Source organism: Mycolicibacterium iranicum (genome assembly GCF_014190915.1).
Lineage (GTDB): Bacteria > Actinomycetota > Actinomycetes > Mycobacteriales > Mycobacteriaceae > Mycobacterium > Mycobacterium iranicum_B.
In genome coordinates, this window is record NZ_JACHVU010000002.1 from 484,125 (window position 1) to 502,783 (window position 18,659).

Consider the following 18,659-nt stretch of genomic DNA (forward strand, 5'->3'; position numbering starts at 1 on the left):
TCTCCTCGTCGCGCGTCAGTAGGTGATGGTGCCCAGCGACCGTGCAGCCGTGCGCAATTCGTCGTGGATGCCGCCATAGGCGGGAGCCGGGGGCAAAAGCCGCTTGTCGATCTTGGTGACGGTGCTGTAGTTGGTGTCGACGACATTGGCGATCGGCGCCAGCGAGATCTGGGTCAGCAGCTGGTAGGCGTCGAGTCGGTCGAGGCCGTGGAGCTCACCGAGCCAGGTGATCATCTCGACCTGCCCGGCGCGCCACGCCTCCTCCATCGGGCGGCCCGACCCCACGCACATCAGATGGGTGTCCGTCTCCAGCCGCGGCCAGGCGGAGTTGCCGCCTTTGATCAGCTCCACGATGGCGGTGACGTGCATGGCGCCTTCGACCGCGGTCCCGCAGGATTCGCCCTCACCCTGCCGGTAGTGCCCGTCGCCGAGCGAGAACAGGGCACCCGGCACGTTGACACGCAGGTAACACGTTGCGCCGGCGGTCATCTCGGGAGTGTCCATGTTCCCGCCGAAGATGTCGGGCACCAGCGAGGTGCGGACCTCGCGGCGGGCGGGTGCCACCCCGACCGTGCCGAGCATCGGATTCGACGGCAGCGCGATGCTGAAGTCGCTGCCCTGCGCGCAGAAAGCCAGAGTCCTTGCCGTGGAGTCGTATTCGTAGATCCAGGTGCGCTCGGGCAGCGGGTCCTGCAGTGTCGGGCTCACCGGGACGCTGGTCAACCCGCCGAAGAACGGGATGAGCGTCGAGGCCCCCCAGCTGCGGGCGGGCGTGAGGTCCACCAGGTGTATCGCCAGCGTGTCGCCCGGTTCGGCGCCCTCGACCCAGAACGGTCCGGTCTGCGGATTGAGGTCCTCGGTGTCCAGCGCCGTGGAGGCCACCGAGTCGGTGCTCGTGATCCGTCCCCCGTAGGCGTCCTCGGCCCACAGCGTCAGCACCGTGGAGGGACGGATCCGCAGCACCGGCTCCACGCCGCCGAACGTGTAGCGGTACTGCTCGGGCGTCGGGATGAACGTGACGTGCTCCATGCCGACATCTTCGTCGCGACCGGCTCCGGGCGCAGGGCGGTTGGGCGAACAATCAGGCCGCGCCCGAGCGCGACGCCTCAGCTGGCATCGCCTGGCGTGTCCCGGGGCCGTGGGAATGTGACGCGGCTCGCATCGGTTGGCAACGGACATGGCGACGATGACGAGCGACGAACGCGAACGGTATCTGTCCGAGGTCCACGTCGGTGTGGTGGCGGTGGAGCGCCCCGGGCGGGCTCCGCTGGCGGTGCCGATCTGGTACGGCTATGAGCCCGGTGGCGAGGTGCTGTTGTGGACGGAGTCGGATTCGGTCAAGCACCGGCTGATCCGGGATGCCGGCCGGTTCGCGATCACGGTGCAGGATGAACAGCCTCCGTACCGATACGTCACCGCTGAGGGCGACGTGACCGCCATCGACCCCGCCCGCGACGAGGAGGTGCGCGCCATCGCCGTGCGCTATCTCGGAGAGCAGGAGGGTGGGCAGTTCACCGACCAGAACCTCACGTCGACGTCGGTCATCATCCGGATGCGTCCGCAGCGCTGGCTGAGCACGGATTATTCGAAGTAGCCCGGGCCGCTACTGCGGGTAGCTAGCGGGCCGGTGGTGGCGGCGGCGGTGCGGGGGCCGGTGCCGGCGCCCCGGGCGGCACGGGTGCCCCGGGGGGAAGGGGCAGCGGCGGCGGCGGTGGTGGCGGAGGTGTCGTGAGCAGGCGGACGATGTCAGGTTTCATCGCCTGCAGCTGCGCGCCCCAGTATCCCCAGCTGTGCGTCCCGTTCGGCGGGAAGTTGAAGACCGCGTTGCGTCCTCCTGCGGCCAGGTACTTGTCGCGGAACTCCCTGTTGGTGGCGATCGTGATCGTCTCCAGCGACCCGGCGCTGAGGTTCACACCGAGGTCGGTGCCGGTGTCCAGATCGGAGGCGACTCCGTTGCCGCAGTAGATCCACAGCGCGGTGCGGTTGGCGACGAGACGGTTGATGTTGAGCATCGGGTCGGCCCGCAGCCAGGCCGCCGAGCCCGGTTTGCCCCACATGTCGAAGGAGTCGAAACCGCCGGCATCCTGCATGGCGATGTCGATCAGCGGAGGCCAGAACTTCTGCGACGGAGCAAGGTATCCCGACAGCGACGCGGCGAACTTGTACTGGCGCGGGTGGTAGGCCGCCATCGTCAGCGCGGCGCCCCCTGACATCGACAGCCCCACGACGGCGTTGCCGAACGGATCCTGACCGCGGTTGGCTGCCAGCCAGGTCGGCAGCTCGTTGGTCAGGAACGTCTCCCACTTGTAGGTCAGCGTGCCGTTGCGGTTCTTCGCCGGGCGGTACCAGTCGGCGTAGAAACTCGACTGCCCGCCGACGGGCATGATCACCGAAACCCCGGACTCGAAGAACCATTCGAACGCCGCGGTGTTGATGTCCCAGCCGTTGAAGTCGTCCTGGGCGCGCAGCCCGTCGAGCAGCAGCACCGAATGTGGTCCGCCGCCCTGGAATTCGACGCGGATGGTGCGCCCCATCGACGGCGAGGGCACGTCGAGCTGTTCGATGGGCAGGCCGGCGCGCGAGAACGCCTGCGCGTGCGGTGCCGGCCCGGCGACGAGCAAGCCCGCGGCAAGGAGCATCGCGGCACTCAGGCAGGCGCCGACTCGGCTGAGTCGCTGGGCGAAGGACGTCACGCGCGCGAAGTTACAAGCGGGTCGGCCCGGCTACGGCGGGGCGCGCGGGCCGGTGACCGGGTCGTTATCGAGCCGTCACCGGAACGCTGCCGCCAGCGGAGAGGCGGTGGCCGGGGTGAGTGGGGTGGTCAGCAGTATCGGTGCCTGGGCCATGAATCGCGGTGTGGTGCCCCGATGTTCGTCGGCGGCGTGCACTGTGAACGGATGGACCAGGTACATGTCGCCGGGACGGCCCGTGGCGTGGTGAACGGTTCTGGCCGAGCTGGCGGCGTCCACGAGGGCACCGGCCGTCACCGCGTCGACATGTCTGTCGCCCAGTGCGGCTGCGGTGTCGCGGTGCGAACCGGCACGCAGCAGCGTCGGCGCGTCGTCGGCCGTCACCTCCGACAGCAGCGTCAGCAGGAGCAGCGTGTGCGGCCGCCCGCTGACCACCCAGGAGCCGTCGGGCGCCGGGGTGTTGAGGTCGATGTGCCACCCCCGGTCGTCGGCGGCGGGGGAGACGGGGAACCGAATCGGGATGTTGCCCAGGGCTCCTCGGGGCAGCCAGCCGCCGGCCCCGCAGATCCGGTCCAGCGCCTCGGCCAGTACCGGGCTGCGGGCGATCTCTCCGAACGGGCCCTCACCGGTCAGGTCGGCCGTCCGCTCCACCGGCTGCGTCCACGTCGCGGGGTCGTCGGGTGCCGCGGCGATGCGCTGCCACAGCAGCGCCCGTGCGGCGTCGGCGGTCTCACGCGGCGCGGCCTGCTCGAGCGTGACGTATCCGTCGGTGACGAACGCCTCGACATCCACCATGCCGCCACCCTGACACGGTTGCCGCAGGGCAGGCCAATGGTTTTCAGCGGCGACTTCGGTGCCGCCGGTCAACCCCAACGTGACCGACTACACCGACATCGCGCGGGGGCGGGCGACGGCGAAACCGGCGCAGGCGATCGCGGCCGCGCAGACCATCACGACACCCAGCGGCGTGGCGGAATGCTCACCGCCCAGGCTGACCAACGGCGAGACCGCGGCCGCCAGAAGGAACTGCGTGGCGCCGAGCGCCGCCGACGCGGTGCCCGCGGCGCGGGGTGCGGCCGACAACGCCAGCGCGGTCGTGTTGCCGAAGATCAGGCCCATGCCTGCGACCGCCGCGAACAGCGGCAGCGCCAGCCACCCTGACGCCACGCCGGACAGCGAGAGCGCCAGCACCGCGACGCTCGACGCGGCGATGATGCCCAGTCCGGTGCCGGCGATGGGGCGGGGGTCGCGGCGCGCGGTGAGCCGGGCGCTGAGGGCGCTCATCAACAGCAACCCGAACGCGTTCACGCCGAACATCGCGCCGTACTGGGCCGAGGACAGCCCCATCATCGTCTGGTAGATGAACGGCGACGCCGAGATGTAGGCCATCATCACCGCGAACGCGAAGCCGAACGCCAGCAGGTGGCCGACATACTCCCGTCGCAGGAGATCACGCAACGGCGAACCGGCCGTGGCCTTTTCGGCACGCAGCCGCGCGCGCCGCTGCTCGGTGTGCGTCTCGCGGATGACGGCGAGCGCCGCGACGAGCATGGCGACGACCAGCGCCAGGATGACCGCCAGCGCACCGCGCCAGCCGAGCGGTTCGACGAGGAAGCCACCGGCCAGGGGAGCGGCGATCGGGGCGACGCCGCCGACGATCATCATCAGGCTGAATGCGCGTGCGGCGGCACGGCCGGTCGCGAGATCGGAGATGATCGCGCGCCCGATCACCATGCCTGCGGCGCCCGTCAGACCCTGGGCGAGGCGGGCGGCGATGAGCACTTCGATGCTCGGGGCCAGCACGGCCACCAGGCTCGCGACCACGCACACCACGGCGCCGATCGTCAGCGGCTTGACCCGGCCGAACCTGTCGGAGAGCGGACCGAAGACCAGCTGCCCTGCCGCCAGCCCGATCAGGAACGCCGTCAGGGTCAGCTGCACGCTCGTCGGCGATGTCTGGAGGTCGTCGACCATCTGCGGGAACGCCGGCAGGTACAGGTCGGTGGCGAACGGCGCGACAGCGGAGAGCAGGGCGAGCGTGACGAGCAGCCCCGCAGTGATCCGTGGCGCGGTGTCGGGCCCGGTCCGGGCATCGACGGTCGAGGTCATCAAAACTCCATAGTAGTTATCTATTGATAGTTATCAGTACATAACTATCAGGTAAGGTGGGTGCCGTGCAAGCGCGAAAGTCCGACGCCGCCCAGTTGGCCGACCTCGCCGACCTGGTGATGACGGTGGCTCGCGCGGTGAAGATGCAGACCGTGAGCGATCCGTCCGTGCTGGACCTGTCCGCGACCGAAGTGACGGTGCTGCGCTACCTCGATCACCATCCCGACGTCAGCCCCAGCACCGTGGCGGCGGCGACCGGTCTGCAGCGCAGCAACATGAGCCGCGCGCTGCGCGATCTCGAGGGCAAGGGACTGGTGCAGCGCACGCCAGCGCCCGCCGACAGCAGGCAGACGCTGCTGCGCTCGACCGCGCTGGCCGCGGACAACCTCGCGCGGGTGCGGGGCATCTGGGCCCGAGTGCTCGGCGACGCGCTCGACGGCGCCGGCGACGAGCACGACGTGGCGTCGGCGCTTCGGCTGCTCGGCGCGCTGGAGCGTGGCCTTTACCGGTGATTCGGGTGTCGTCGGTCAGTGTGAGCGTGACCGACGACACCGAATTCGCTAGTCGAGGTCGACGGACATGGGGCGGACGCCCCAGATCTCGTCGCAGTACTCCCTGATGGCCCGGTCCGACGAGAACTTGCCGCTGCGCGCAGTGTTGCGGATCGACATCCGCGACCACGCGTCGCGGTCCAGCCATGCCCGCGACACCTCGGCCTGGCAGGCCATGTAGGAACGGAAGTCGGCCAGCACCAGGAACGGGTCGTGGTGCAGCAGGTTGTCCACGATCGGGCGCAGCACCTCGGTGTCGCCCCCGGTGAACTCGCCGCGCGCGATGAGCTCCAGCACCCCGGCCAGCTCGGGATCGTTCTCCACGTGCTGCAGCGGGCGGTATCCCTCGGCCTTGGCGCGCTCCACCTGGTCCTCGGTGAGCCCGAACAGGAAGAAGTTCTCCGCGCCCGCCTCCTGGCGGATCTCCACGTTGGCGCCGTCGAGCGTGCCGATCGTCACCGCGCCGTTGATCATGAACTTCATGTTGCCGGTGCCCGACGCCTCCTTGCCGGCCGTCGAGATCTGCTCGGACAGGTTCGCCGCCGGGTACACCAGGTGGGCGTTCTTGACGTTGAAGTTCGGCAGGAACACGACTTTCATGCACCGGTTCACGCCCGGGTCGGCGTTCACGGTGTCGCCGACGGCGGTGATCAGCTTGATGATTCGCTTGGCCATGAAGTACCCGGGTGCGGCCTTGCCGCCGAAGAGGAACACCCGGGGCGGGATCGTCAGGCCGGGGTTGTTCTTCAGCTGCCGGTAGAGCGCGATGATGTGCAGCACCATCAGGTGCTGGCGCTTGTACTCGTGGATGCGCTTGACCTGCACGTCGAACATCCACGTCGGGTCGAGCTCGATCCCGGTCGTCGAATGGACGAACTCGGCGAGACGGGACTTGTTGGCGCGCTTGACGTCTCGCCAGCGCTGCCGGAACGACGGATCGTCGACGAAGGACTCCAGGCCGTGCAGGCGTTCCAGGTCGGTCAGCCAGCCGGGTCCGATGGATTCGTCGATCAGCTCGCGCAGGCCGGGGTTCGACAGCGCCAGGAACCGCCGCGGCGTCACGCCGTTGGTGACGTTGCCGAACCGCTCCGGCCACATCTCGTAGAAGTCCTTGAGCACGCTGGCCTTCAGCAGCTCCGAGTGCAGCGCCGCCACGCCGTTGACGGCGTGGCTGCCGACGGTGGCCAGGTGCGCCATGCGCACCGACTTGCCCCCGTCCTCGCCGATGAGCGACATGCGGCGGATCCGCTCCTCGTCGCCGGGGAACCTGTCACGCACCTCGTCGAGGAACCGGTCGTTGATCTCGTAGATCAGCTCGAGGTGGCGCGGCAGCGCCTCACCGAACAGATGCAGCGGCCACGTCTCCAGCGCCTCGGGCAGCAGCGTGTGGTTGGTGTAGCCGAACGTGCGCACCGTCAGGTCCCACGCGTCGTCCCAGGACAGCTGGTGCTCGTCGATGAGCAGCCGCATCAGCTCGGCCACCGCGATCGACGGGTGCGTGTCGTTGAGCTGGATCGCCCACTTGTCCGGAAGCGTCCGCAGTGGCAGGCCGGCGCGCTGCAGGTGAATGTTGAGGATGTCCTGCAGCGAGCAGGTCACGAAGAAGTACTGCTGCAGCAGGCGCAGCCGCTTACCGGCTTCGGGCTCGTCGTTCGGGTAGAGCACCTTGGACACCGTCTCGGAGACGACCTCCTCGTCGACGGCCTTGTAGAAGTCGCCGGTGTTGAACGCCTCCAGCGCGAACGACTCGACCGCCCGGGCGCTCCACAGCGTGAGCGTGTTGCAGGTGTTGACCCCGTAGCCCTGGACCGGGGTGTCGTACGAGACGCCCTGCAGTACCCGCTGCGGTACCCACCGCACCCGCAGCCGGCCCGTCACGTCCTCGTACTGCTCGGTGTGGCCGCCCCAGTTCACGACGTAGCTCGCGTCCGGCTTGTCGATCTCCCAGGGGTTGCCCCGCACCAGCCAGTTGTCGGTCTTCTCGACCTGCCATCCGTCGGCGATCTCCTGCCGGAAGATGCCGAACTCGTACCGGATGCCGTAGCCGATCGACGGCCGTTCCAGCGTGGCCAGCGAGTCCAGGTAGCAGGCCGCCAGCCGGCCGAGCCCGCCGTTGCCCAGGCCCGGTTCGCCCTCGCAGTCCAGGATCTCGTCGAGGTCCTGGCCGAGGTCGGCCAGCGCGGCGCGGGCTTCGTCCTCGATACCGAGGTTGAGCAGGTTGTTGCCCAGCTGCGGGCCCATCAGGAACTCCGCCGACAGATAGCAGGTGACCTTCGCCGACAGGTCGAGCCAGTCCTGCGTCGTGGCCATCCACCGCTTCTGCATGCGGTCGCGGACCGCCAGCGATAGCGCGCGGTAGTAGTGCTCGGGGCCTAGCACGGCGGCCGGCCGGGCGATCGAATAGACGAGGTGGTCCTTGACGGCCGCGCGCAGCGCGTCGGCGGTCATGCCGGAGCGGGTCTGACCGGTGGGCCCCACCTGCGCTCCGTTGACCTCGAGGGAAGGGCCCGGGGCGGGGTTGGCGACGTCGGTCACGGTGTCTCCTGCGGTCGGCGGCGGCGCGGACCCGCCATTGTGCCGCCTGCGCATTTCGGATCGAGGTCGGGAGTGTGAACGCGGGGTTCATCCCCAGCCGTAATGGCTCAGGGATTGCCGTGGGGAATATTGACGATGTTGACTGTATGAATGGCGATCGGTGGGGACCGCGCAACTGTGCTGCGCGCGTACACAGCCGACGCCATGCCGCCCCTGACCCGGCTGATCGGCTGGACGGTCGCGGTGGGCGCGCTGTGCTTCCTGGTGCGCACGCTGGTGTATTTCGACAGCTGGTCCTACGCGATGGTGTGGCCGGCGGTGGCACCGCAGCTCGTCGCGTTGCTGACCTCGCCCCGGCGGCAGTGGCCGGTGTACCTGGCGTCGTTCGCCGCCATCCAGATCATCCCGGCGCGGGCGTTCCTGGACATCTCGCCCGAGGTCGGTGTCGCCTCCACGATGACCGCCGTCCTCGTCGCCGCCGTGATGCTGCACCGTGACCGGGACTGGGTGAGCGGCCGCAGCGACTCGCTGCACAGCTGGCAGCGGTTCCTGTTCTACGGCGTGTTCCTGGCGCCGCTGCTGGCCAGCCCCCTCGGCATCGCCAGCCTGATCTGGAACGGCGAGATCGAGACCACGGCGTACTCGATCGTGTACGCCGCGATGGCCTGGTATCTGACCGAGGCCGTCGCGATCGCGTTCCTGGTACCGCTGATGCTGCGCTGGCAGCACTACCGACAGCCGCACAGCTGGCGCGAGGTGGCGTGGTTCGCCGCGATGACCGCGCTGACGGTCGGGTTGTGCGCCGCCTCGGCGACCAAGTCGAGCTTCGTGCTCGTCTTCCTGACCGGTCTGCCGGCGCTGCTGGTGTTGATCAGGTCCGGGATCGCCGCCGCTTTCGCCGAGATGGCGGTCGGCTCGGGGCTGGTGCTGGGCAGCACCTTCGCCGGCTACGGTCCGTTCGCGTCCTCGCTGGAGTCCCCGGGCCAGGCCATGGTCTCGGCTCAGGTCTTCGTCCTCGGTGCGTTCACGATGGTCGTCATGGTCGCCGCGGCGCTCGAGGACCGCATGCGGCTCGCGGCGCTCGACAACGCGAGCTACAAGGCCTACGAACTGGTGGCGGAGCTGACCGGTGACGTCGTGATCCTCGTCGACGCCGACGGCAACCTGCTGCGGCGCGCCTCGCCGGGCCACGAGATCCTCGACCTGCCCGACGGCCGGGTGACCAAGGAGATGTGGCTCGATCAGGTCCACCCCGAGGATCGCGCCGCGCGCGCCGATTTCCCGGAGGCCGGCGGTAACGGGCCCTCCGACCCGTTCCGCATCCGCAAGCGGGACGGCACATGGGGCTGGTACGTCGTGCACAGCAGGCGCACCGCCGACGGGCTGACCGCCGCGCTGCTGCGCGACGTGACGCTGGAACGCGAGGTGCAGGACTCGCTGACCGACATGGCGCACACCGATCCGCTGACCGGGCTGGCCAACCGGCGCGGCCTGGCGCGCCGCGCCGCCGACATCTGGTTGCGGGCCCGGACCGACGGTGAACAGGTGACCGCGCTGTTCATCGACCTCGACCGGTTCAAGTCGTTCAACGACCTCTACGGCCACCAGGCCGGTGACGAATGCCTGCGCCAGATCGCCGACGTGCTGCAGAACCTGGCCGACCCGGCGCTCTGCGTGTCGGCCCGTTACGGCGGCGAGGAGTTCGCGGTGGTGCTCTCGGGCTGCGACGCCCCGCGCGAGTTCGCCGACGGACTGGCCGCGGCGATCCGTGCGCTGCGGATCCCGCACCTGGGTTCGGACTCGGGATCGGTGACCATCAGCGCCGGCGTCGCGACGCTACGGCCCTGGCGCACCGAGGGGGCCGACCCCGACGCGGCGGTCGCCGAACTGCTCGACCGTGCGGACAAGGCGCTCTACGTCGCGAAGTCCAACGGCCGCAACGCGGTCTCGATCTACGGCGACGAGCCGGTGCTAATCGGCGAGCAGGTTCACCGCGCCGGTGAACACCCGCGGGAGGCCACCGGCGGCGGGCACGATGAGTGACCGCAGCGGCGACGTGCTCGCGTGCAGCATTCCGGCGGTCATCAGCCGGTAGCGCCGGGTCGCGCTCCGCCATCGGCGTTCGTAATCGGCGGGACGGTCGGCGATCACGGCGTCGACCAGGAGCCGTGCCGCGGCGAACGACAGCCCCAGCCCTTCGCCGGTGAGCGCGTCGACATAGCCGGCGGCGTCGCCGACGAGCAGGACCCGGCCCGCGACCCGGCTGCGGACCCGTTGCCGCAGCGGGCCCGCGGCGCGGTCCGGTGCGTGGGGCAGGCCCTCGATTCGCTCCCGCAGCGCCGGGAACGCGGTGAGGTGCTGGTCGAACCGGCCCTGGCGCGAGGTCAGGATCGCGATGCCCACGCAGTCGTCGGCGACGGGGGTCACGTATGCCTCCCCGGCCTCCGACCGGCCCGACCAGTACACCTCGACGACGTCGCTCCACGGGGGCACGGTGATGTGGCGCTTGAGGCCCCAGCGCCGCGTCCGACCGGCAGGCAACTCCAGCCCGAGCGCGCCGCGGATCGGCGAGTGCAGACCGTCGGCGGCCGCGAGGTAGCGAGCGCGTATCCCGTTGACCGTGACCGATCCGGCGTCCTGGGTGACGGGTCCGGCCTTGTCGTGGACGAGCGTGACGCCGGCCCTGTCCGCTTCGGCGAGCAGCGCGGCGTGCAACGTCCGGCGCCGCACGCCGAGGCCGCTGCCGCCGTCGAAGGGCGCGGTGACACAACGCTTCTCATCGAGATAGGCGACACCGCGGAAGTGCCGGCCGGCGGGCTGCGCACCGAGCAGTCGCAGCTGTCGCACCGCATGCGGCATGAGCCCCTCGCCGCAGGCCTTGTCGATCGGGCCCGTGCGCTTCTCGATCACGACGGTGTCCAGGCCCGCGCGGGCCGCGTGGATGGCAGTGGCCAGCCCCGCGGGCCCACCGCCGGCAACCACCAGGTCGATCATGCCGGGGCGGCCGACAGCGACCGAAGTGCCTTGTTCTCCACGGAGATCCGCGCCCACAGCAGGAGGGCGTTGAGGACGGTGAACACCAGCGCGGTCACCCATGCGGTGTGCACCAGCGGCAGGGCGATGCCCTCGATGACGACGGCCACGTAGTTGGGATGGGACAGGAACCGGTACGGCCCGCCGGTGACGCGGCCTGCGTGGGGTACGACGACGACGCGGGTGTTCCACTGCCGCCCGAGGGTTGTGATGCACCACCAGCGCAGGCCCTGCGCGACGATCACCACGGCGAACATCGACCAGCCCAACACGGGGACGAACTCGCGGTGGGCGGCCTCGTACAGGCAGCCGACGAGCAGCGCGGTGTGCAGCACCACCATGACGGGGTAGTGCGACGCGCCGAACTCGACACCGCCGCGGGCCCTGCTCCATGTCAGGTTGCGTTGCGAGACAACCAGTTCGGCGACGCGTTCGATCGCGACGGCGGCGATGAGGACGGTGTAGGCGATCATCTCTACCGCCAGCGCAGCAGGACGAGTTCGGAACAGAAGCCCGGCCCCATCGCCATCAGCAGGCCCGGTTCGCCGGCCGGCGGCTTCTTGGCGCGGGTGTCCCGCAGCACGTGCAGCACCGACGACGAGGACAGATTGCCCACCTCGGCCAGCGAGCGCCACGTCAGCTCCAGGGCGTCGTCGGACAACCCCAGCGTGGCGGTGATGGCCTCGATCACCTTGGGCCCGCCGGGGTGGCTCACCCAGGCGGCGATGTCTGCGACGCCGAGGCCGTGCTCGCCGAGGAAACCGGTCATGTCGTCGGCCAGATAGCGGTCGATCAGCTCGGGCAGGTTCGGCGACAGGATCAGCTGGAAGCCGGTGTGGCCCACCTTCCATCCCATGGTGCCCAGCGAATCCGGATACATGCGGCTGCGGGAGTCGATCACCTCGGGCCCGGCTGCCCGGATCGCATCGGCACGGTTCTCGCCGACCGCGACCACGGCGGCGGCGCCGTCACCGAACAGCGCGCTGCCGACCAGGCTGGCCATGGTCGGCTCGACGGCCGGGTAGGTCAGCGAGCAGAGCTCGACGGACACCAGCGCCGCGACGTGGTCGGGGGCGCCACGCAGATAGTCGTGCATCCGGGCCACGCCCGCGGCCCCGGCGACGCAGCCGAGCCCGAACAGCGGGACACGACGCACGTCGGGGCGCAGGCCCAACCGGCCGGCGATCCGGGCATCCAGGGACGGCACCGCGATCCCGGTGACGGTGGTGGTCATGATCATGTCGAGATCGCCGGGTGTCAGCCCCGCCTCGTCCAGAGCGGCGGTCAGCGCCTCGCAGGCCAGGTCGAGTGCGTGCTCGACGTACAGGTCGTTGGCCTCGCCGAAGTCCTTGAGGGTGGGGTAGCGGTCCAGGGGGAGCACGAAGTGGCGTGCGTTGACCTTCGAGTTGGCGTGCAGGCCGCGCACCACATCGCCGAGCTCGGCGAATGCCGGTGCGGCGAGGAAGGTTTCGGTGATCTCGGCCTGGCTGTAGCGGTGTGGCGGCAGCGCGCCCGCGACGCCGGCGATGACGCTGACGGGATTGGTCATGTGGTGGTCCGTTCGGTCTTTGTGGAGTCGTCGGGTTTCGCCGCGGGTTCTTCGCTGAAGCCGAGGCGGTGGTGGACGCGGGTGAGAAAGCCGGGGGCCCACCAGTTCACGCCGCCCATCAGGCGCATGAACGCAGGGACGAGGACCATCCGGACGAGGGTGGCGTCGACGAGCACGGCCAGGGTCAGGCCGAGGCCGAACATCCGCATGAACGACACGTTGGCGGCGATCAGGGCCGCGAACGAGATCGACATGATCAGGGCCGCGGCGGTGATGATGCGCCCGGTGTGCGCGATGCCGAGTGCCACGGCCTCGTCGTTCGGGTGGCCGTCCAGCAGGAACTCGCGGATGCGGGCCACGAGGAACACCTCGTAGTCCATCGACAGGCCGAACGCGATGCAGAACAGCAGCACCGGCATGTTCGCGACGAGCGTGCCGGTGGGGGTCGTCCCGAGGCCCCCCAGGTGCCCGTCCTGGAAGATCCACACCAGCGCGCCGAACGCGGCGGTGAGGGAGAGCAGGTTCAGCACAAGGGCTTTGAGCGGTACGACCACACTGCCGGTCAGCAGGAACAGCAGCGCGAACATGATCACGGCGATGACGCCGAGGACCAGGGGCAGCGTGCCGGTGATGGCGTCGACGCTGTCGCGGTTGATCTGCGCGGTGCCGGTGAACTGCACGTCTCGCCCGCCGGGCCCGGCAACCGCGTGCAGGCGGTCGAGCTGGGTCTCGGAGGCCCCGGAGAACAGCGGCGCGGTGCTCGCCACGGTCAGGAACGCGCTGCCGTCGCGTTCGCCCGCGGGTGCGGACGGGGGCCCGGCCCTGGTGCCGGCGACGAACGTCCCGGTGGGCGCCGACACCGCCGGAACGTCCGGGACACGCGACAATTCGGCCGCGTAGGCCGACAGGTCGGCCGGTGTCAGGCCGGCGCTGTCGGGCACCACGACGGTGACGGCGGTGTCGGTGTTGTCGGCGAATTCGGACCGCAGTTGATCGCCGACCTGGTGGGCCGACGCCGTCTGAGGCAGCACCCGGTCGTCGGGGAAGCCCCACTTCACCCCGAGGAACGGCGCGCCGAGCAGGAGCAGCAGCGCCACCACGGCCAGACCCAGCGGCGCGGCGCGGCGCATCACCGACGTGGCGCAGCGGTACCAGAACCGCTGCTCGACCGGTACCGGTTGCGGTTCGGGTCTGCGCAGCACGCGGCGCGCGAGCCTGCGGACGTCGAACGCGTCGAGGCGGTCGCCGAGCAGGACGAGGGCGGCCGGTGTCACGACGACGGCGGCCGCCGCGGCGAAGGCGACGGTGGCGACCCCGGCGTAGGCGAACGATTTCAGGAAGTGCATCGGGAACAGCACCATCGCAGCCATCGACAGCGCGACCGTTGTCGCCGAGAAGATCACGGTGCGCCCGGCCGTCGTCATCGTGCGCCTGATCGCAGCGGAACGGTCGGCACCCGAGGCGAGTTCGTCGCGGTAGCGAGACAGGATCAGCAGCGTGTAGTCGATCGCCAGCGCCAGTCCCATCGCGGTGGCGAGATTCAGCGCGAAGATCGACACGTCGGTGGTGAAGGTGACCAGCCGTAGTACGGCCAAGGCGCCGATGATCGCCATACCGCCCATCGCCACGGGAAGTGCGGCGGCGAGCAGTCCGCCGAAGACCCAGATCAGAACCAGGAAGCTCAGGGGGATCGCGAGTCCCTCCATGACCAGCAGGTCGCGCTGCGACTGTTCGGTGATCTGGACGTTGACCATCGCAGTGCCACCGGTGCGCACGACGATGCCGTCCTGGTCGCGGGAGACCCTCTCCGAGATCTCCTTGGCGTAGGTCTGTTGCTCGGCCTCGGTGCCGACGATGCCCGCCACGATCAACCCCGCGGTGCGATCCCGGCTCACCAGATCCGCGGCGGCCGCGGGTGGGGTGGTCCACGGCGAGGAGACGGCGGCGACGTGCGGATCGGACTGCAGGAGAGCGGCGACGCCGGTGCCCACGTCGCGTACGCGTGCGTCGTCGATACCGTCGGGCGACGAGACGACGACGAGCATCTGGACGTCGCCCTGGTCGAACTTCGTGGTGAGAAGCGAAGCCGCGTGGGCTGATTCGGAGCCGGGGTCGGAGAAGCCGCTCGGTGAAAGGCTCTTGGCCACCGGCACCCCGAACACACCGAGGGCGACCGTCAGCAGCACCGCGGCGACCAGGATGCGGCGCGGCGCGGCGAGTGCGAGAAGGGCGATTCTGTGAAGCAGCGAAGTCTCCAGTCCGAGGGAAAGCGCCTCAATTTACGACACGGAAGACACCCCGTGGGGGTTCACCTCGTCGACACATTCGGACCGGGGTCCGGGCGGTCAGCGCATCTCGAAATGCTGATAGTCCAGCGGGCTGCGCCAGTGGCCACCCCATCGCCAGCCCCGGTCGGTGAACGCGAGCACCGCGGCGTCGCCGTCGTGGAGCATGCCGGGGTCGGTGCGGCCGCGGTCGACCCATGGTGTGGCGTTCGCGGGCTCGGGGACTCCGCTGCTCGGGATGTAGGGGTTCAGCTTCGGGTTGACGTCGACGGCGCGGCCGTAGGCGTGCAGCGACCAGCTGTCACTGCCGGGGATGCCGCGGCAGTTGAACGCCGAGGTGTTGTTGTCGCGCATCGACAGCTCGTCGTCGGCGCCGGGATAGCCGTCCACGGTGTGCATCTTCTCGATCGGATACCGCAGTTCGTGCAGGCGCGCGAAGACCTCGGTGACGTCGTCGGTGAGGTCCCGGTGCACCACCAACCGGCCCCGGTGGGTCTGGCCGTCGAAACCCCAGTAGTCCAGATCGACCCGGCGGAGTTCGTCGGGACCCGCAGGGCACCCGGGTCGCCAGGTCGCCCCGAGCTCCGCGGTGGTCACGGGCGACACCTCGGCGGGACGGGGCGGCATTGCCGACGGGGGAACCACCGTGCGGACTGTCTCCCGGGGTGGGGCCGACGCGGGTGACGACGGGCGCGTCGAAGGTTCCGAGGCGGGAGGCGACTGGCTCGGCGCCGGTGCGCATGCCGCCAGCACCGCCGTGATGACCGCCAGGGCGGCGGTTCCGGCAACTCTCACCGACGCCAACCTACCAACGCCCACCACCCGGTTAGTAGCGCTAATCAGTTCTGTTAGTTGAGCTTTCGAAATTGACAGTTAGATCACAACCTGCCCGTCTTGCGTGTGACCTACGCCATTGCCGCGTTATATTGTGTCCGTCATCACAGAGGAGGACGAATCATGGTCGGAATCGGAGACGGCGCGATGCTGCCCCAGGCTGTCGATGCGCCTCGTGTGACGCACCCGAACAGCTCGGTGAACTGGGTGATGGCATTCCTGATGCTGACCATCCTGATCGCTGCGATCGCCGGCGTCGTGGTCGCCCTCGTCAGCGGGATGCCGACTCTGGCGCTGGTGATTGCGCTGGTCACGGGCGCAATATTTGCCGGGGTGGCCTGCTAGCGGTTTCCCGCGCCCGTCTCACCCGTCTCAGGGGCGCAACATGAAATCGACCAACTCCTGGCGCCGGGTCAGGGAGAACTGTGGTGATCTCGAATTCGACAGATGCAGCGCGCCGACACCCATGGCGAACAGCCATTGCGATCGCTGCTCGGCGACGTCCGCGTCGAATCCGTAGTCGACAAATGCCTGGCGAACCGAAGTCCGGGCTCGCCGATCGGCCGCTCTGACCGCGCGTGCCGCCGCACGGTCCGAACGAGCCCACTCCCGCATCGCGCGTTCGAGCATCCACTGACGGGGGCTGACGAGGAACGCTGTCATCTTGATCAAGCGGCTTCGGGGCGGCAGCGCATCCAATTCGCTGAATCGGCGGTGGTCTTCGTCGCGCCACTGGGCCCATGCCGACACGAGCGCAGACTTATAGGCCGCCATGTCGGTGAAATGCCAGTAGAAGCTGCCTTTTGTCATGCCTAGCCGCGCCGACAGGGTGTCGATCTTCAGCGACGTGAAACCGTCCTCGGCCAGGAGCGCGAACCCGGCCTGCAACCATTCGTCGGGGGTGCTGCGCCCCGCTGCGCGGCGCTCGGGTCCTGGCACCGCGTCAGCTTAAGGCCCCGCAGCGCCGGTCGGCTGGACTGTCCGCCGATCGACCGGCCTTCACCCGCGCCGGCGTCCACGGGTCCGGCACCGATCACAACATCGCGATCGGCGAGATCGTGCCACCTACCTGCAGGGCCCCGTCGAGCTCACGGCTGACGTCGTAGTCGAAGACGGCATGCCCGGCCACGATGTCGACGTCCCGTTTGGCTCGCTGCAGCGGGTTGTCCAGGAATTGGGCAGACGCACCGGCGGCGCCCACCACATCGCCGATCACGGCACGGCAGCCGTGCACCACATAGGCGGCCGTAGAGCGCGCACGTGCTCGGAGACGGAGATCGGCGGCGCCGTCGCGGCGTACAGCGCTCTGGATGGTGTCGGCGACCGAGAACACCAGCGTGTCCAGTGAGGCCAGCCGCAGCCGCGCCTCGGACAGACGCATCTGTGCGGCCGGCTGATCGCGCTGAGCCGTGCTGCCATAGGACAGCATCCGCTCGCCGAGACGCTCGGCGAACAGGTCCACGACACGTTCGGCGGTGCCGAGAACCGGCATGCACGCCGCCAACGCCAACGCCGACACGATGGGCCATCGGTAGGTGTCGCTGTCGTGGAGGCGTGCGCCCGGGCTCGTGCCGGCGTACACCTGAGCGACCGCGACGATCCGATGCTGGGGCACGAACACGCCCTCGACGATCACGTCGTTTGATCCGGTGCCGCGCATGCCTGCGGTGTGCCACACGTCTTCGACGGTCACCTCGCCGACCGGTATCGCCGCCAGCGCCGGGAACATGGACTCGCCGGAGCCGAGCAGGCACCCGACGATCACCCAGTCGGCATGCATGATGCCCGTCGCCCAGGACCAGCGTCCGTCGACCAGGTACCCGCCGTCGACGGGGGTGCCGCGACCTGACGGTGCCAGCGGCGCCGGTGCCAATACCGCCCCTGCGCTGAAGATCTCGTCCTGCGCCTGTTCGTCGAACAGCGCCAGCATCCAGTTGTGCAGCGCGAAGAAGCCCAGTGTCCACGCGCTGGATGTGCACCCGTGTGCCAGTCGTCGGATGGGCTCGAGGAGCGCCGGGAATGGAGCCTGCTGACCGCCGTAGCGCTCCGGCAGCAGGATGTCGAACAGGCCGCTGCGGCGTGCGTCCGCAATCGTCTCGGCGGGCAGCTGCCTCAGCTGTTCGGTGGCGTTCGCACGCACGGCAAGTCGGTCGACAAAGTGGGTGTCGACGGCGAACCGCGGGCTGGTCGTCGCGCTGGTCATGCCGGGAACGCTACCATACTTTCGAGTATGTTATGCCCCCCAGGCTGTAGCGACGTGTATACGTTTTCGTATGGTAACTTCGAGCGAATGATTGCTCATGAGACCGTGACTCATTCTCGACGACGGCCATCTTCGTGACGCGCACACTGTGGATCGAGGCATCACCGAAGGGTGAGCAGTCGCTGTCGTCGGCGGCCGCGCGGGCGTTCGTGGACGCGGCGGGTGAGGCCCGCATCGGCACGGTGGACCATCTCGATCTGTGGTCCGATGACGTACTGACCTTCAATCGTGAAGCGGCACTGATGAAGTTCGCGCCGCTGTTCGGTGAGACGCCGACCAGTCGACAGCAGGCGGTCTGGAGGCGCGTCGAGGCGGAGATCGAGCGTGTGCGACGCTGCGACCGGGTCGTGGTGTCGGCACCGATGTGGAACTGGTCAATCCCTGCGCCGCTCAAAAATTGGATCGACGTGGTGGTGCAGCCGTTGCTGTCGTTCACCCTCGACGGCGACGGCCGCCATGTCGGCACCCTCGGTGAGGGGCGGCCTCTACACCTGGTGTTGACGCGCAGCAGCGCCTACGACGGTCGGCATCCGGAGCTACGCGACTTTCAACTGCCCTATCTCGAGTATGTGGTCACCCTCCTGGGTTACGCCGTGGACTCCATGGTGTTCGAACCGACAACGCGATGGACCGCGCAGGAGCGCGAACAATTCCGGCGAGAGTCTGTGACTGCGGCCAGGCAATGGGGTGCGGCGCTGCCGAGTCGCTCGTCGATGTGGGCGCGAGACTCCTGACATCAGGCGCGGTGTGCTCCTGGGGTCTGCCGATGCGGGGTGTTCCGGCACACCGCGCGAGAGTGACGTACACGTG

The 18,659-nt window shown here is 69.2% G+C and carries 17 protein-coding genes; 5 read left to right on the top strand and 12 right to left on the bottom strand.

Annotated features, from left to right (window positions below; all coding sequences use genetic code 11):
• Positions 1-15: 15 nt before the first annotated feature.
• A complete protein-coding gene (locus FHR72_RS06035; RefSeq protein ID WP_183467021.1) occupies positions 16-1,029 on the bottom strand; it encodes an acetamidase/formamidase family protein in 1,014 nt (337 codons plus the stop codon).
• A gap of 148 nt (positions 1,030-1,177) precedes the next feature.
• On the opposite strand from FHR72_RS06035, the gene FHR72_RS06040 reads away from it, so the two are divergent.
• Entirely contained in the window at positions 1,178-1,594 is a 417-nt protein-coding gene (locus FHR72_RS06040) for a pyridoxamine 5'-phosphate oxidase family protein (protein WP_183467022.1), read from the top strand.
• Positions 1,595-1,616: 22 nt separating this feature from the next.
• On the opposite strand, the gene FHR72_RS06045 is transcribed toward FHR72_RS06040, so the two are convergent.
• The 3 genes from FHR72_RS06045 to FHR72_RS06055 all read right to left on the bottom strand — a co-directional run bounded on the left by FHR72_RS06045 (position 1,617) and on the right by FHR72_RS06055 (position 4,799).
• The gene (locus FHR72_RS06045) at positions 1,617-2,639 is read right to left on the bottom strand and encodes an esterase family protein (protein WP_221193173.1); all 1,023 of its coding nucleotides are present in this window, start codon (positions 2,637-2,639) and stop codon (positions 1,617-1,619) included.
• 129 nt (positions 2,640-2,768) lie between these two features.
• On the bottom strand, positions 2,769-3,485 hold the full coding sequence (locus FHR72_RS06050) for a phytanoyl-CoA dioxygenase family protein (RefSeq protein WP_183467024.1): 717 nt from the start codon (positions 3,483-3,485) through the stop codon (positions 2,769-2,771).
• An 87-nt stretch (positions 3,486-3,572) separates the two neighbouring features.
• Complete coding sequence (locus tag FHR72_RS06055) at positions 3,573-4,799, bottom strand: multidrug effflux MFS transporter (protein ID WP_183467025.1); 1,227 nt, start codon at positions 4,797-4,799, stop codon at positions 3,573-3,575.
• A gap of 65 nt (positions 4,800-4,864) precedes the next feature.
• On the opposite strand from FHR72_RS06055, the gene FHR72_RS06060 reads away from it, so the two are divergent.
• Positions 4,865-5,311: a MarR family winged helix-turn-helix transcriptional regulator gene (locus tag FHR72_RS06060; RefSeq protein WP_183467026.1), complete on the top strand. Its 447-nt coding sequence runs from the start codon at positions 4,865-4,867 to the stop codon at positions 5,309-5,311.
• Between the two features lie 48 nt (positions 5,312-5,359).
• On the opposite strand, the gene FHR72_RS06065 is transcribed toward FHR72_RS06060, so the two are convergent.
• Positions 5,360-7,885 carry a glycogen/starch/alpha-glucan phosphorylase gene (locus FHR72_RS06065; protein WP_183467027.1) on the bottom strand — a complete coding sequence of 842 codons (2,526 nt, stop codon included), beginning with the start codon at positions 7,883-7,885 and terminating at the stop codon, positions 5,360-5,362.
• Between the two features lie 150 nt (positions 7,886-8,035).
• Between FHR72_RS06065 and FHR72_RS06070 the strand changes: the two genes are divergently transcribed.
• Positions 8,036-9,928 carry a sensor domain-containing diguanylate cyclase gene (locus tag FHR72_RS06070; RefSeq protein WP_183467028.1) on the top strand — a complete coding sequence of 631 codons (1,893 nt, stop codon included), beginning with the start codon at positions 8,036-8,038 and terminating at the stop codon, positions 9,926-9,928.
• On the opposite strand, the gene FHR72_RS06075 is transcribed toward FHR72_RS06070, so the two are convergent.
• The 5 genes from FHR72_RS06075 to FHR72_RS06095 form a co-directional block, all read right to left on the bottom strand.
• The gene (locus FHR72_RS06075; protein ID WP_183467029.1) at positions 9,857-10,879 is read right to left on the bottom strand and encodes an NAD(P)/FAD-dependent oxidoreductase; all 1,023 of its coding nucleotides are present in this window, start codon (positions 10,877-10,879) and stop codon (positions 9,857-9,859) included. The genes FHR72_RS06070 and FHR72_RS06075 overlap by 72 nt on opposite strands.
• Positions 10,876-11,391, bottom strand: coding sequence for an isoprenylcysteine carboxyl methyltransferase family protein (locus FHR72_RS06080; protein ID WP_183467030.1), 516 nt, complete (start codon positions 11,389-11,391; stop codon positions 10,876-10,878). The genes FHR72_RS06075 and FHR72_RS06080 overlap by 4 nt, the downstream gene beginning before the upstream one ends.
• A gap of 2 nt (positions 11,392-11,393) precedes the next feature.
• Complete coding sequence (locus tag FHR72_RS06085) at positions 11,394-12,467, bottom strand: type III polyketide synthase (RefSeq protein ID WP_183467031.1); 1,074 nt, start codon at positions 12,465-12,467, stop codon at positions 11,394-11,396.
• Positions 12,464-14,713, bottom strand: a complete 2,250-nt coding sequence (locus FHR72_RS06090; RefSeq protein ID WP_183467249.1) for an MMPL family transporter — start codon at positions 14,711-14,713, stop codon at positions 12,464-12,466. The genes FHR72_RS06085 and FHR72_RS06090 overlap by 4 nt, the downstream gene beginning before the upstream one ends.
• Before the next feature lie 99 nt (positions 14,714-14,812).
• A complete protein-coding gene (locus tag FHR72_RS06095; RefSeq protein WP_183467032.1) occupies positions 14,813-15,547 on the bottom strand; it encodes a M15 family metallopeptidase in 735 nt (244 codons plus the stop codon).
• 162 nt (positions 15,548-15,709) lie between these two features.
• Here FHR72_RS06095 and FHR72_RS06100 point away from each other — a divergent pair, with 162 nt between their 5' ends.
• Positions 15,710-15,931, top strand: coding sequence for a hypothetical protein (locus tag FHR72_RS06100; RefSeq protein ID WP_183467033.1), 222 nt, complete (start codon positions 15,710-15,712; stop codon positions 15,929-15,931).
• Between the two features lie 27 nt (positions 15,932-15,958).
• Here FHR72_RS06100 and FHR72_RS06105 read toward each other — a convergent pair whose 3' ends face one another.
• Together FHR72_RS06105 and FHR72_RS06110 are read right to left on the bottom strand one after the other, a co-directional pair.
• The gene (locus tag FHR72_RS06105) at positions 15,959-16,525 is read right to left on the bottom strand and encodes a TetR/AcrR family transcriptional regulator (protein ID WP_183467034.1); all 567 of its coding nucleotides are present in this window, start codon (positions 16,523-16,525) and stop codon (positions 15,959-15,961) included.
• A 94-nt stretch (positions 16,526-16,619) separates the two neighbouring features.
• Entirely contained in the window at positions 16,620-17,789 is a 1,170-nt protein-coding gene (locus FHR72_RS06110) for an acyl-CoA dehydrogenase family protein (protein WP_183467035.1), read from the bottom strand.
• A gap of 134 nt (positions 17,790-17,923) precedes the next feature.
• On the opposite strand from FHR72_RS06110, the gene FHR72_RS06115 reads away from it, so the two are divergent.
• Positions 17,924-18,583 (top strand): NAD(P)H-dependent oxidoreductase, encoded by a 660-nt coding sequence (locus FHR72_RS06115; RefSeq protein ID WP_183467036.1) that lies wholly within the window; start codon positions 17,924-17,926, stop codon positions 18,581-18,583.
• Positions 18,584-18,659 lie beyond the last annotated feature (76 nt).

Bases quoted from the DNA above. Each gene is read 5' to 3' on its own strand.
- FHR72_RS06045 (WP_221193173.1), bottom strand. From the start codon at position 2,639: ATGCTCCTTGCCGCGGGCTTGCTCGTCGCCGGGCCGGCACCGCACGCG.
- FHR72_RS06040 (WP_183467022.1), top strand. From the start codon at position 1,178: ATGGCGACGATGACGAGCGACGAACGCGAACGGTATCTGTCCGAGGTC.
- FHR72_RS06075 (WP_183467029.1), bottom strand. From the start codon at position 10,879: ATGATCGACCTGGTGGTTGCCGGCGGTGGGCCCGCGGGGCTGGCCACT.
- FHR72_RS06080 (WP_183467030.1), bottom strand. From the start codon at position 11,391: ATGATCGCCTACACCGTCCTCATCGCCGCCGTCGCGATCGAACGCGTC.
- FHR72_RS06055 (WP_183467025.1), bottom strand. From the start codon at position 4,799: ATGACCTCGACCGTCGATGCCCGGACCGGGCCCGACACCGCGCCACGG.
- FHR72_RS06085 (WP_183467031.1), bottom strand. From the start codon at position 12,467: ATGACCAATCCCGTCAGCGTCATCGCCGGCGTCGCGGGCGCGCTGCCG.
- FHR72_RS06035 (WP_183467021.1), bottom strand. From the start codon at position 1,029: ATGGAGCACGTCACGTTCATCCCGACGCCCGAGCAGTACCGCTACACG.
- FHR72_RS06110 (WP_183467035.1), bottom strand. From the start codon at position 17,789: ATGACCAGCGCGACGACCAGCCCGCGGTTCGCCGTCGACACCCACTTT.
- FHR72_RS06070 (WP_183467028.1), top strand. From the start codon at position 8,036: ATGGCGATCGGTGGGGACCGCGCAACTGTGCTGCGCGCGTACACAGCC.
- FHR72_RS06100 (WP_183467033.1), top strand. From the start codon at position 15,710: ATGGTCGGAATCGGAGACGGCGCGATGCTGCCCCAGGCTGTCGATGCG.
- FHR72_RS06050 (WP_183467024.1), bottom strand. From the start codon at position 3,485: ATGGTGGATGTCGAGGCGTTCGTCACCGACGGATACGTCACGCTCGAG.